Annotated in this window: 8 protein-coding genes; 7 read left to right on the top strand and 1 reads right to left on the bottom strand. The window is 76.1% G+C overall.

The window, feature by feature from the left end:
- The gene (treZ, locus tag OG774_RS08415) at positions 1–1,746 is read right to left on the bottom strand and encodes a malto-oligosyltrehalose trehalohydrolase (protein ID WP_328308469.1); all 1,746 of its coding nucleotides are present in this window, start codon (positions 1,744–1,746) and stop codon (positions 1–3) included.
- 107 nt (positions 1,747–1,853) lie between these two features.
- Between treZ and OG774_RS08410 the strand changes: the two genes are divergently transcribed.
- The 7 genes from OG774_RS08410 (at position 1,854) to OG774_RS08380 (ending at position 12,669) form a co-directional block, all read left to right on the top strand.
- The gene (locus OG774_RS08410) at positions 1,854–6,965 is read left to right on the top strand and encodes a SpoIIE family protein phosphatase (protein ID WP_328308467.1); all 5,112 of its coding nucleotides are present in this window, start codon (positions 1,854–1,856) and stop codon (positions 6,963–6,965) included.
- 90 nt (positions 6,966–7,055) lie between these two features.
- Positions 7,056–7,211 (top strand): hypothetical protein, encoded by a 156-nt coding sequence (locus tag OG774_RS08405; RefSeq protein WP_328308465.1) that lies wholly within the window; start codon positions 7,056–7,058, stop codon positions 7,209–7,211.
- Between the two features lie 153 nt (positions 7,212–7,364).
- Positions 7,365–8,360 (top strand): aldo/keto reductase, encoded by a 996-nt coding sequence (locus tag OG774_RS08400; protein WP_328308463.1) that lies wholly within the window; start codon positions 7,365–7,367, stop codon positions 8,358–8,360.
- A 117-nt stretch (positions 8,361–8,477) separates the two neighbouring features.
- Positions 8,478–11,261, top strand: a complete 2,784-nt coding sequence (locus OG774_RS08395; RefSeq protein ID WP_328308461.1) for an ATP-binding protein — start codon at positions 8,478–8,480, stop codon at positions 11,259–11,261.
- A 92-nt stretch (positions 11,262–11,353) separates the two neighbouring features.
- A complete protein-coding gene (locus OG774_RS08390; protein WP_328308459.1) occupies positions 11,354–11,644 on the top strand; it encodes a hypothetical protein in 291 nt (96 codons plus the stop codon).
- A gap of 67 nt (positions 11,645–11,711) precedes the next feature.
- Entirely contained in the window at positions 11,712–11,894 is a 183-nt protein-coding gene (locus tag OG774_RS08385) for a hypothetical protein (protein ID WP_274197156.1), read from the top strand.
- A gap of 10 nt (positions 11,895–11,904) precedes the next feature.
- Positions 11,905–12,669 carry a ferric reductase-like transmembrane domain-containing protein gene (locus tag OG774_RS08380; protein ID WP_328308456.1) on the top strand — a complete coding sequence of 255 codons (765 nt, stop codon included), beginning with the start codon at positions 11,905–11,907 and terminating at the stop codon, positions 12,667–12,669.
- Positions 12,670–12,693 lie beyond the last annotated feature (24 nt).

The following is a 12,693-nucleotide window of genomic DNA, read 5'->3' as shown; positions in this document are numbered from 1 at the left end:
TCAGGCTCCCGCGCGCGTCAGCGCGAAGGACGCCGCCGGCAGGGTCAGGGAGTCGTCGGCCGTGTCGACGCCCGACGGCGCGCAGAGCACCTCGCGCGCCGCCACCGGCAGCGTCGCCGGGGCCCCGCCCAGGTTGACCGCCAGCCGCAGGTCGCCGCGGTGCACGACGATCGTGCGGGCCTCGGCGTCGGCGTCCACCCGCACCCGGTCGAGGTGGGGGTCGGTGAGCTCGGGGTGGGCGCGGCGCAGGGCGATCAGCTCCCGGTGCACCCCGAGCAGCCAGGCGTGGGGTTCGCGGTCGATCTCCGACCAGTCGAGCCGCGAGTCCTCGAACGTCGAGAGCGCCGTCGGGTCGGGCACGTCGGAGGCGCCCCAGCCGTGCTCGGCGAACTCCCCGCGACGCCCCTCGCGCACGGCGTCCTGCAGCGCGGGGTCCTCGAAGCCGACGAAGAACGCCCACGGCGTCGACGCGCCCCACTCCTCGCCCATGAACAGCATCGGCGTGTACGGCGAGCAGAGCACGAGCGCGGCCCCGCAGGCCAGGAGGCCCGGCGACACGATGGCCGAGAGCCGGTCGCCCGCGGCGCGGTTGCCGATCTGGTCGTGGTCCTGGAGGTAGGCGAGGAACCGGTGGCCGGGGGTCGTCAGCGTGTCGACGGGCCGGCCGTGGGTGCGCCCGCGGAAGCTCGACCAGGTGCCGGCGTGGTGGAACGGGTGGTGCAGGACGTCGGCGAGGACGGAGAACGCGCCGAAGTCGGCGTAGTAGCCCTGGGTCTCCCCGGTGAGCGCGGAGTGCAGGGCGTGGTGGATGTCGTCGGTCCACTGCGCGTCCAGCCCGTACCCGCCTGCCTCGCGCGGCGTGATCAGGCGCGGGTCGTTGAGGTCCGACTCGGCGATGAGGGTCAGCGGGCGGCGCAGGTGCGCCGACAGCGTCGCCACGTGCTGCGCCATCTCCTCGAGCAGGTGGGTCGCCCGGGCGTCGCGCAGGGCGTGGACGGCGTCGAGGCGCAGGGCGTCGACGCCGTAGTCGCGCAGCCACATCGTGACGTTGTCGAGGATGTAGCGGCGCACGGTGTCCGAGCCCGGCCCGTCGAGGTTCAGCGACGGACCCCAGACGTTCTCGCCGAGGAAGTAGGGCCCGAAGCGGTCGAGGTAGGCCCCGGACGGCCCAAGGTGGTTGTAGACGACGTCGAGCACGACGCCGAGCCCCCGGGCGTGGCAGGCGTCGACGAACCGCCGGAACGCCACCGGGCCGCCGTAGTTCTCGGTGACCGCGTACCAGAGCACGCCGTCGTAGCCCCAGCCCCGCGTGCCGTCGAAGGCGTTGACCGGCAGGACCTCGACGAGGTCGACGCCGAGCTCGACGAGGTGGTCCAGCCGCTCCTCCGCGCTGGCGAACGTGCCGCCCTCGGTGAACGTGCCGACGTGCATCTCGTAGATCACCGACCCGGGCAGCGACCGGCCGGTCCAGGCCGCGTCGGCGGGGGAGGGCTCGACCTCGACCACCCGGGACGGGGCGTGCACCCCGTGCGGCTGCCACCGCGAGCGCGGGTCGGGCAGCGCCCCCTCCCACCCGTCCCCGACGCCGCCGTCGAGGGCGAACGCGTAGTCCGTCCCCGGCCCGGCGTCGGGCACGGTGATCGACCACCAGCCGTCCGCCCCCGCCGTCATCGTCTCGATCCGGTCGTCCAGGACCAGTCCGACCGCCGTACGGTCGGGGGCCCACACCGCGAACTCGTGTGCCACGGGACCGATCGTTCCCGACGGGCCGACTTCGCATGCGTGGCGGGGAGCCGGGATGATGGACGCGCGGGCGGACAGGGTCCTGGCAGGACGGTGCACGGGGGTGGTCGATGGGCGGCGATGCTGACCCCGCCGAGCGTGCACTGCTCGCGGGTGGCGGGCGCGTCGGCGCCGACATGGCGTCGGTCGACTGGAGCGCCACGCCCCTCGGCCAGCCCGAGACCTGGCCCACCCCGTTGCGCACCGTCGTGCAGATGCTCCTGACCACGCGCTTCTCGATGTGGATGGCCTGGGGCCCCGAGCTCACGTGCTTCTACAACGACGCGTACTGGCGCGACACCCTGCAGTCGAAGCACCCCTGGGCGCTGGGCAAGCCGGCCCACGTCATGTGGTCGGAGATCTGGCCGGACATCGGGCCGCGCATCGCGTCGGTGCTGGAGACGGGCGTCGCGACCTGGGACGAGGACCTGCTGCTCTTCCTGGAGCGCAGCGGTTATCCGGAGGAGACGTACCACACCTTCTCGTACAGCCCGCTCGCCGACACCGACGGCGCCGTCCGCGGAATGCTCTGCGTGGTCACCGAGAGCACGGACCGTGTCATCGGCGACCGGCAGATGGCGACCATGCGCGATCTCGCGACCGCGATGGGCAGCGCCCGCTCCGAGGACGAGGTGCTCCGCGCGGTCGAGCGCACGCTGGTCGACGCCGACCGCGACCTGCCGTTCGGCCTCGTCTACCTGTTCGACGACGACGACGGGCCCGCGCGGCTGGCGGCGAGCGCGGGCGCGGCCCGCGGCTCTGCGATCGCGGCCGAGGTGATCGAGCCCGGGGCCGGTCCCTGGCCGCTGGACCGGGTGCGGGCGGGCGAGACGGTGCTCGTCGAGGGCCTGGGTGCCCGGATCGACGGCGACCTGCCCCACGGGGCGTGGGACCGGCCGGCCACGCAGGCGGTGCTCGTGCCGCTCGCGGCGGCGTCGGGCGTCGAGGGCGACGGGGTCGCCGGGGTCCTCGTCGCGGGCGTCAACCCGCACCGGGAGTTCGACGAGCGCACCTCGAGCTTCCTGCAGCTGCTCGGTGGCCAGATCACGGCGGGCCTCGCCCACGCGGGCGGCTACGAGGCCGAACGGCGCCGCGCCGAGGCGCTCGCCGAGCTCGACCGCGCGAAGACCGACTTCTTCTCCAACGTCAGCCACGAGTTCCGCACCCCGCTGACCCTGATCATGGGCCCGGTCGCCGAGCTGCGCGCCGCGCCCGAGGTGGACCCCGAGCGTTGGCGCGCCGAGCTCGAGGTGGTGCACCGCAACGGGCAGCGTCTCGGGCGGCTGGTCAACAGCCTCCTGGACTTCTCCCGGCTCGAGGCGGGCCGCCGCCAGACCCACCCCGTGCCCGTCGACCTCGGCTCGGCCACCGCGGAGCTCGCGGCGGTGTTCGCATCCGCGATGGCGCGCGCGGGCCTCGACTACGTCGTCGACTGCCCGCCGGTGGGCCGACCGGTCCTGCTCGACCGGGACGCGTGGGAGAAGGTCGTGCTCAACCTGCTCTCCAACGCCCTGAAGTTCACCGCCGCCGGACGGGTCTCGGTGCGCGTGGAATCCACCGCCGACGCCGCCGTCCTGCACGTCGAGGACACCGGTGTCGGGGTGCCCGCCGACGAGCTGCCGCGCCTGTTCGAGCGCTTCCACCGTGTCGAGAGCCCCGGTGCGCGCTCCGGCGAGGGGAGCGGCATCGGCCTGGCGCTCGTGCGGGAGCTCGTCGGGCTGCACGACGGCGAGGTACGCGCGACCAGCGAGCCCGGTGTGGGCACCACGATGACGGTGACGATCCCGTTCGGGCGGGCGCACCGGATGGAGATCGTGGCGCCGACGGCGGGGACCGAGTCCACGGAACTCACCACCTCCGAGCCCCTGGAGCCCTCGCCGGACGCCGAGTCCTTCGTCGCCGAGGCCCTGCGCTGGCTGCCCGACGGCGCGGAGTCGACCGACGCCGAGTCGCCGACGCCCGAGGCGCCCGCGGGCCTCGCCGCGCCCGCGAGCGAGAGCACGCGGGGCCGCGTCCTCGTGGCCGACGACAACGCCGACATGCGGTCCTACCTGCGCCGACTGCTCGCCCCGCGCCACGACGTGCGGCTGACCGCGGACGGCGAGGAGGCGCTGCAGGCGGCGCTCGCCGACCCGCCGGACCTCGTCGTGTCCGACGTGATGATGCCCCGCCGCGACGGCCTCGCCCTGCTCGCGGGCCTGCGCGCCGACGAGCGGACCGCGCGGGTCCCGGTCCTGCTGCTCTCGGCCCGCGCCGGCGAGGAGGAGGCCGTCCAGGGGCTCGCGGCCCAGGCCGACGACTACCTGGTGAAGCCCTTCACCGCACCCGAGCTGCTCGCCCGCGTCGACGCGCACCTGCAGCTCGGCCGCGCGCGCCGCCGCGCGGAGGTCCGCTTCACCGCGATGGCCGACCTCGCGCCGGCGATGATCTGGGTGGCCGACCCCGACGGTGGCCGCACCTTCCACAACGCGGGCTGGCGCCGCTTCACCGGCCGCGACCCGGCCCAGGACCTCGGCGGGGGCTGGCGCGACGGCCTGCACCCCGACGACCGCGAGCAGCACCGCGCGGTCACCGCCGAGGCGAGGGCGGCGGGCCACGGCTGGGAGGTCGAGTACCGGCTGCGGCGCGCCGACGGCGTCTACCACCGGGTCGTGGAGCAGGCCGTCGCACTGCCCGGCGAGGACGGCCCGTCGGGGTGGGTCGGCAGCTGCATCGACGTCAACGTCCGGGCGCTCGAGGCCGACCGCCAGCGGCTCCTCGCCCGCATCGGCGCGGAGCTCGACGGGGAGACCGAGGTCGTCGACCGGCTCGAGCTCCTGGTGCGCCTGCTCGTCGAGGTCCGTCTCGCCACGCGCGCCTCGGCCCGACCCGTGGACGACGAGGGCCAGCCCGGCGCCGCCCGCGTCGCCGTGCGCACGGAGGCGCCCTCCGGCTCCCGCGTGGCGGAGGCGCTGTCGGCCGACTCGGTGGGCGACGGGGAGCGGGACGCGCTCGCGCGCCGTGCGACGGTCGCCGCGGCCGGCGCGCTGCACCTCCCGCTGACGGTCCGCGACCGTGCCGTGGCGATCCTGTCCCTCGAGCGCTCGCCCGAGGGGCCGGACTGGACCGACGAGGACCGCGACCTCGTCGAGGAGATCGCCGGCCGCGCCGCCCTCGCGCTGGACAACGCCCTGCTGCTCGCCGAGGAGCGGGCGGTCGCCGAGCGCCTGTCGCTGCTCCAGCGGGCCACCAGCGAGCTCTCGGCCGCGGCGACCCCCATCGAGGTGGCCGACGTGACCGTCGAGCACCTCCGCGCGCTCTTCGGGGCCTCGGCCCACGTGTCGGTCTTCGAGTACGAGCCCGGCGCCCGCACGCTGACCCCGCTCGCGGCCCGCAACGTCGACCCGCCCGTGGTCACTGCAGGCCAGGAGCAGGCGACGATGGTCGGCACGGCGGTGAGCCGCGGCGAGGCGCTGTGGTTGGTCGGCGGCCCCGGCCACTCCGCGCCGGACCACGGCGCCCCCGCCCTCCACGCGCTCCTGCGCCGTTCGGGGGTGCGCGGGGCGGTGGCCCTGCCCCTCGTGGCGGCGGGCACCACCGTCGGCGCGATCGGCGTCGGCCTGCCCGACCGGGCGCGCGTGCTGCGCACCGAGCGGATCACCCTCGAGGCGCTCGCCGAGCCCTGCGCGATGGCGCTGGACCGGGCCCGTCTCTACCGCGCCGAGCACCAGATCGCCGACACCCTCCAGCGCAGCCTGCTGCCCCAGGGCCTGCCCGAGCTCGACCGGCTCGGGCTCGCCGCGCGCTACCTGCCCGGCGCCTCGGGCACGCAGGCAGGCGGCGACTGGTACGACGTCGTCGAGCTCGACGAGCACCGCGTGGCGATCGCCGTCGGCGACGTCGTCGGCCAGGGCACCGGCGCCGCCGCGGTCATGGGTCAGCTCCGCACCGCGCTGTCCGGCTACCTGCTCGCCGGGCACGGCCCCGCCCGGGCCCTGGGCCTGCTCGACGGGCTGACCTCGCGCATCCCGGGCTCGCGGGCCTCGACGGCGATGTGCCTGACCCTCGACACGAGCACCGGCGAGCTGCGCTGGGCCCGCGCGGGCCACCTGCCCGCGCTGCTCATCGGCGCGGACGGCGCCGCGGTGCGCTACCTCGACGACCCCGCGGGCCACGGGCCGCTGCTCGGTCTCCCTCCGGGGCACCGCGACCACGGCGAGGCCGTGACCACCCTCGACCCGGGCGCGGTCCTCGTGCTCTACACCGACGGCCTCGTCGAGCGGCGCGGCGAGGCCCTCGACGAGGGGTTCGCCCGGCTCGCCGCGGCGGCCGAGCAGCACCGGGCCGCCGGCCCGGGGCCGATGGCGAGCGCGCTGCTGCGTGACCTCGACTCCCGCTCGGACGACGTGGCCCTCGTCGTCGCCCGGCTGGCGCCGCCGCCCCTGGAGCTCGACCTCCCGGCCCGGCCCGACTCCCTGGCGCTCCTGCGGCGTCGGGTCACCCGCTGGTCGCGCGCGGTGGGGCTCCCCGAGATCACCTTCGAGGACCTCCAGCTCGCGCTGGGCGAGGCCGCGACGAACGCCGTCGAGCACGCCTACCGCGACGGCGACGGCTCCGGCCAGGTCGACGTCCGGCTGGCCCGCCGCGCCGACGGCGCCGTCGACGCCGTCGTCCGCGACCGGGGCACCTGGCGCCCGGCGCCGCTCGACCCCGGGTACCGCGGGCGCGGGCTGAAGATCGTCCGTGAGCTCACCGAGGACGCGCAGGTGACGCCGCGTCCCGGCGGCGGGACCGAGGTGTCCTTCCGCATGGTCGGCGCGGGCCCCGAGGAGCCGCCCGAGGTCCGCGCGCCGGACGGGGCGACGGACACCGCCGACGTCTCCGACGTCACCGCCCCGCCGCCGGGCACCCCCGCGGCCGTCACCGTCGAGGACGACGGGGCGGTGCGCCGCCTCGTGCTGATCGGCGACATGGACCTCGCCGCCGCGGCAGCCTGCCGCGAGGCGATGCTCGGGCCCGTCGAGGGACGCGGGCGCCTGGAGGTCGACCTGCGCGCCGTCGGCTACCTCGCGAGCGCCGGCGTCGGCCTCGTCCTGGAGGTGCTGGAGGCGGCGCGGCGGGCCGGTGCGGAGACCGCCGTGCTCACCGCCCCGGACAGCGCGCCGGCCCGCGTCCTCGAGATGGCGCTCCCGACCCAGGGGTGACGGGCGGGACCGCGTCAGGTCCCGCCACGTCCCAGCCCCGCCTCGCGGGCCCGGACGATGGCCTCCGCGCGGTCGGCGTCGTGGAGCTTCGTGAAGATCGCCGACTGGATCTTCGTGGCGCTGCCCGCGACGGCGGTGCTCGGCCCGACGGTCGGCTCGGTCGTCGCCGGCGGCCACGTCGTCGTCGGCTACGGCGTGCTCGGGGTGCTGCTGGCCGTGCGTCCCGACCTCACGACCCGCGGCTGAGCGTCTCCCCGTTCCCGCCGAAGGTGCCCTTCGCCCGCGTAGAGCGGGCGAGGGGCACCTTCGCGCGTGTCACGTTCCCGGCGGCGCGGGCGGGGGCAACCGAGAAGCATGGAGTACCGCACGCTCGGACGGTCGGGACTGAAGGTCTCGACGATGACCATGGGCACGATGACCTTCGGCGGCAAGGGGGGCTTCGAGAAGCTCGGTGCCACCGACGTCGAGGGCGCCACGCGCCAGATCGACCTGTGCGTCGACCACGGCGTCAACCTCGTCGACACCGCCGACATGTACTCGGCGGGCGTGTCCGAGGAGATCGTCGGTCAGGCCACGAAGAACCACCGCGACGATCTGCTGATCGCCACCAAGTGCCGCTTCCCGATGGGTGACGGCCCCAACGAGGGCGGCGCCTCGCGCCAGCACATCGTGGCCAGCGTCGAGAACAGCCTGCGCCGCCTCGACGTGCAGCACATCGACCTCTTCCAGCTCCACGGCTGGGACGGCGTGACCCCGCTCGAGGAGACCCTCGAGGCGCTGGACACCCTCGTGAGCAAGGGCAAGATCCGCTACATCGGCTGCTCGAACTACTCGGCCTGGCACATCATGAAGGCGCTCGGGGTCTCAGAGCGCGGCGAGTTCCAGCGCTTCGTCTCGCAGCAGATCCACTACACGCTGCAGGCCCGCGAGGCCGAGAACGAGCTGGTCCCCGTCTCGATCGACCAGGGCCTCGGCATCCTCGTGTGGAGCCCGATCGCCGGCGGCCTGCTCTCGGGCAAGTTCCGCCGAGGCCAGGACGACCCCGAGACCTCGCGCCACCTCGGCGAGTGGTCCGAGCCGCCGGTGCACGACCGCGAGCGCCTCTACGACATCATCGAGGTGGCCGCCGAGATCGGCGACGCCCACGGGGTCTCGGTCGCGCAGGTGGCCAACGCCTGGTTGCTGCGCAAGCCGGCCGTCACCTCACTGGTCGTCGGCGCGCGCACCGAGGAGCAGCTGGCCGACAACCTCGCCGCCGCCGAGCTCGCCCTGACCGACCACGAGGTCGCCCGCCTCGACGAGGTCAGCGCGACGCCGCTGCTCTACCCCTACTGGCACCAGAAGAACACGATCACCGACCGGCTCTCGCCCGCCGACGCCTCGCTGCTCGGCTGAGGACGGCCTCCTGGTGCGACCTCCGCCCCGGCGCGACACTGGGGCGGAGGACCCACCGGGGGGAGCACCGACGATGTCGCACCAGGTCACGTCGGCCTCCGTGCCCGGCGGCTGACGATGGGCGCCGCGAGCGGTGCGCTGGTGGGTCGGGCCCGGGAGCTGGAGCTCCTGGAGGGCTGGCTCGACGCGGCGCGCGCCGGCTCGGGGCGTCTCGTGCTCTGCGCGGGCGAGCCGGGGATCGGCAAGACCCGGCTGGCCCAGGAGCTCGCGGGCCGGGCCCTCGCCCGCGGCACGGCCGTCGCCTGGGCGCGCTGCGCGGAGGCGACGGGGGCGCCCGCGTTCTGGCCGTGGCGCCAGGTGCTGCGCAGCACCGATGCGGACGTCGAGGTGCTGGCGGGTGACGCGCCGTCGCCCGAGGACCGCTTCCGGGTCGTCGAGGACGTCGTCGCCGCCCTGCGCGCGGCCGGGGAACCCGACGGGCTCGTGGTCGTCGTCGACGACATCCACCGCAGTGACGAGGCCTCCCTGGACGTCCTGCGCCACGCCGCGACGGCGGTGACCGGGGCCCGCGTGCTGCTGGTCGCCGCCTACCGGGACGCCGACCCGGGCAGCCTGCTGCCACGGATGCTGCCGGACCTCGCCGGCGCCCCGGGCGCCGAGCGGCTCGACCTGCGCGGGTTCGACCTCGACGAGGTCCGCACCCAGCTCGGCGCCGGCACCGACGACGCGACCGACGACGCCACCGCTCGCACCGTCCTCGACGTCACGGGCGGGAACCCACTGTTCGTCCGCGAGATCGCGCGGGCGATCGCCGACGGGTCCTGGCGCGCCGACCGGCCTCCGCGCACCGTGCTCGACGTCGTCGCCGCCCGTCTCGACCGCCTCGGGCCCGACGGCAGGCGCCTCGTGCAGACCGCGGCGGTCGCCGGTCGGGACTTCACGCTCCCGCTCCTCGCCGCCGCGCTCGACGAGCCGGTGGCGGCGTGCCTCCCGTGGCTCGACGAGGTGCGGGCGCACGGGCTGGTCGACGAGGTCGGGCCCGGCGAGTACCGGTTCGTCCACGCCCTGACCCGCGACGCCGTCGAGGCCTCGCTGACCACCGGTGAGCGGCTGGCCCGGCACCGTGCGGTCGCCGAGGCCACCGAGGCCCGGCACGCCGGTGATCTCGCCGAGCACCTCGCGGACATCGCCCGGCACTGGCGCGAGCTGGCGCCCCACGGCGAGGCCGACCGCGCCCGCGCCTGGACGGTGCGGGCGGCCGACGACGCCGTCGCACGCCTCGCGCCCGAGGAGGGCGCCCGGCTCTACGAGGCCGCGCTCGCGATCGCACCGGGCCCGTCGGAGGCCGCGCGCAGCGAGCTCCGGGCCGCGCTCGGGCGGGCGGCCCAGGCCGCCGGCGACCTGGGCACCGCGGTGGTCGCCGTCGAGGCGGCCGCGACCGCGGCCCGGGCCGCCGGGCGTCCGGACCTGCTGGCCGAGGCCGCACTCGTCCTCGACGCGGTCCCGGACCCGGCCGTCGACGCCGTCGCGGAGCAGCTCACGGAGGAGGCGCTGGCGGACATCCCCGGGGGCTCGCTCCGCGCCCGCCTCCTCGCGCGACGCAGCCAGCTCGCGTTCTACGACGGCGACCAGGACCGCGTCGGCCGGCTCAGCACCGCGTCGCTCACGCTGGCCCGGGCCACCGGCGACGACGGCGCGCTGGCGGCGGCGCTGCGCGCGCGCCACGAGGCCTGTCCCGGACCGGCCGGGCGGGACGAGCGTGCGGAGCTCGCCACCGAGATGATCGCGCTGGGCCGACGCACCGGGAGCGCCCGCACCGCCATGTGGGGCGAGCTGTGGAGGATCGACACCCTCGTCGAGAGCGGGCGGCTGCGCGCGGCCGCCGACGAGCTCCCGGTGCTGGGGGGCGTCGTCGACCGGGTCGGCGGGCCCGTCCCGGCCTGGCACCTCCACCGGGTCGGCGCGTGCGTCGCGCAGGCGCAGGGTCGCTTCGAGGACGCGGCGGCCGCCGCCGCCCGGGGGTTCGCGCGGATGCGGCCCGTGGAGCCGGCGCCCGCGAGCGGCGCGTTCTTCGGGCTCCAGGTCGCCCTGGCCCGCCACGTGGGCGTGCGTCCGGAGGCCCAGCGCTTCCTGGACCAGGACTTCGACCCGCCGCCGCGCTTCCGGACCCAGATGCGGATCACGCGGGCGAGCCTCCTCCTGGCGGCCGGTCGGCGGGACGAGGCCGCGGCCTCCTACCGGCGGGCGGGGGCGTTCGCCACCTGGTCGCTGCCCGTCTTCTTCGTCGTGCCGATGCACGCCTCCGCGGCGGCGCTCTGTGGGGAGCTCGGCCTGGACGACGACCTGGCCGTCCTGCTCGAGGGCCTCGAGCGGTGGCGTGGCGGTTTCGTCGCGGGCACCGGGGTGTTCTTCCTCGGGCCCGTCGAGCTGACCCTCGGCCGCGGTGCCCTGGACCTCGGGCGGTTCGACGATGCGGTCGAGGACCTCCACACCGCGGTGGAGGCGGCCGACCGCGCCGGGGCGGCGGGGTTCGCCGCCGAGGCGCAGTACCACCTCGCGCTCGCGCTGCACGGACGCGGCGCGGCGGGCGACCACGACCGCGCCGTCGTGGCCGCGCGGGACGCGGACCGGCTCGCCCGGGACCTCGGCATGGCCGCCTGGGTCGACCGCACGACGGCGCTGGCCGACCGCCTCCGGCCGGCGCGGCGGCACGACCTGAGCCCGCGGGAGGCGGAGGTGGCCGCCCTGGTCTCAGAGGGCCTGACGAACCGCCAGATCGCGCGCAGGCTCGTCGTCTCCGAGCGGACGGTCGAGAGCCACGTGCAGCACGTCCTCGCCAAGCTCGGTGTCCCGTCCCGCAGCGGTGTGGCCGCCCGCGTGGTGCGTGACCGGGGTCCGTAGCGGGCTCCGTGGTTCACCGGATGTCCCGGGCGCCCGGCGTCCCTAGCGTCGTCCGCGCGGCCGACCCGGGCCGTCGGAGACGAGGAGGACCCATGTCCTGGATGCTGATCGCGACCCCACCGCTGCGGACCGTCGAGCAGTTCGACGCGGTCACCGCCGAGGCCGGCACGCCCGCGGGGATGGAGGGTCGGTGGTGCGGACGCACCGAGAACGGGGACCTGCGGGTCGTCACGCTGTGGACCTCGCGGGAGCACGCCGAGAGCTTCCTGTCCGAACGGCTCGGCCCCGCGCTCGCGCGCGTGCTCGGGCCGGAGCCGGCCGGGCGACCCGAGATCCTGGGTCTCGAGGTGCTCCGGAGCTGGGTCCCGACACCCGTCGGCTGACCGGCCTCCTCCCCGACCACACTCCGCAATCGGTCATCCTGGAGGGAGTCGAGGCGGGAGGTGGCAGGTGGCGTCGGGTGGCCGGAGCGCGAAGGTCGCACAGCACGAGCAGAACAAGCGCACGATCGTCGAGCTGACGGCCTGGATCACGGTCGCCGCCGCCATGCTGGTGGTCGGCCTGCACGCCGGGATCTCGGCGTCCTCCACCGCCGCCGACGTCCCGCGGGTCACCACCGCCGAGTACCGCTGAGCGCCCACCGGTGATCGAGCTCTGGAACGTCTCGCGGGCCCTCGGGCTCGTCTCCCTCCTGCTCATGGGCGTGGTGCTCGCGCTCGGCGCGCTGCACAACGCCTCGATGAGCAGGGCCACCGCGAAGGCCGTGCCGCGCTTCGTGCTCGTGGCGCTGCACCGGAACCTCGCGCTGATCACCGTGGTGTTCGTCGCGCTGCACGTCGTCGCCGTGCTCGTGACGCCGTACCTGCCGCTGCGCTGGTTCCACGTCGTGGTCCCGGGCACGGCGTCGTTCAACCCCTGGCCGGTGGGGCTCGGGGCGGTCGCGCTGGACCTGCTGCTCGCCGTCGTGATCTCGAGCTCGCTGCGCCGCTACCTGTCCAAGCGCGCGTGGCTCGTCGTGCACTGGACCTCGTACGTCTGCTTCCCGGTGGCCGTCGCCCACGCGGTGGTCAACGCGTCGTTCCGGGGCGGCACCTGGTGGACCCTCGTCGTCCCGCTGCTGGCGAGCGCGCTGGTCGTCGCCGGCCTGCTCTACCGGCGGGCCTCGCGGCGCCGCGCCGCCGCCGACGTCCCGCTCGCCGACCGCGGTCGCACCGACCCCGCCGAGGCCCGGCGCGCGGCCGACCACGCCACCGGCGCCCAGCCCGTGGTGCGGGAGTTGCGCGTCGTCCCCCGGACGGCACCCTCACCGACCCCCGAGTCGCCCGCCGAGGACGAGGCGCGGACCGACACGCTCGGCGGTCCGGAGGCCCCGACCGTGGCCCTGCCTCCGAGACCCCGACGCCGCTGATCCCCGACCCCGTGATCAGCCGGC

Origin of the sequence: Actinomycetospora sp. NBC_00405, assembly GCF_036044095.1 — a bacterium.
Taxonomy (GTDB): Bacteria; Actinomycetota; Actinomycetes; order Mycobacteriales; family Pseudonocardiaceae; genus Actinomycetospora; species Actinomycetospora callitridis.
This window is presented reverse-complemented; position numbering and strand designations above follow the sequence as displayed.

Excerpts from the sequence above, each read along its gene's own strand:
- OG774_RS08400 (WP_328308463.1), top strand. The coding sequence starts at position 7,365 with ATGACCATGGGCACGATGACCTTCGGCGGCAAGGGGGGCTTCGAGAAG.
- OG774_RS08395 (WP_328308461.1), top strand. The coding sequence starts at position 8,478 with ATGGGCGCCGCGAGCGGTGCGCTGGTGGGTCGGGCCCGGGAGCTGGAG.
- OG774_RS08410 (WP_328308467.1), top strand. The coding sequence starts at position 1,854 with ATGGGCGGCGATGCTGACCCCGCCGAGCGTGCACTGCTCGCGGGTGGC.
- OG774_RS08390 (WP_328308459.1), top strand. The coding sequence starts at position 11,354 with ATGTCCTGGATGCTGATCGCGACCCCACCGCTGCGGACCGTCGAGCAG.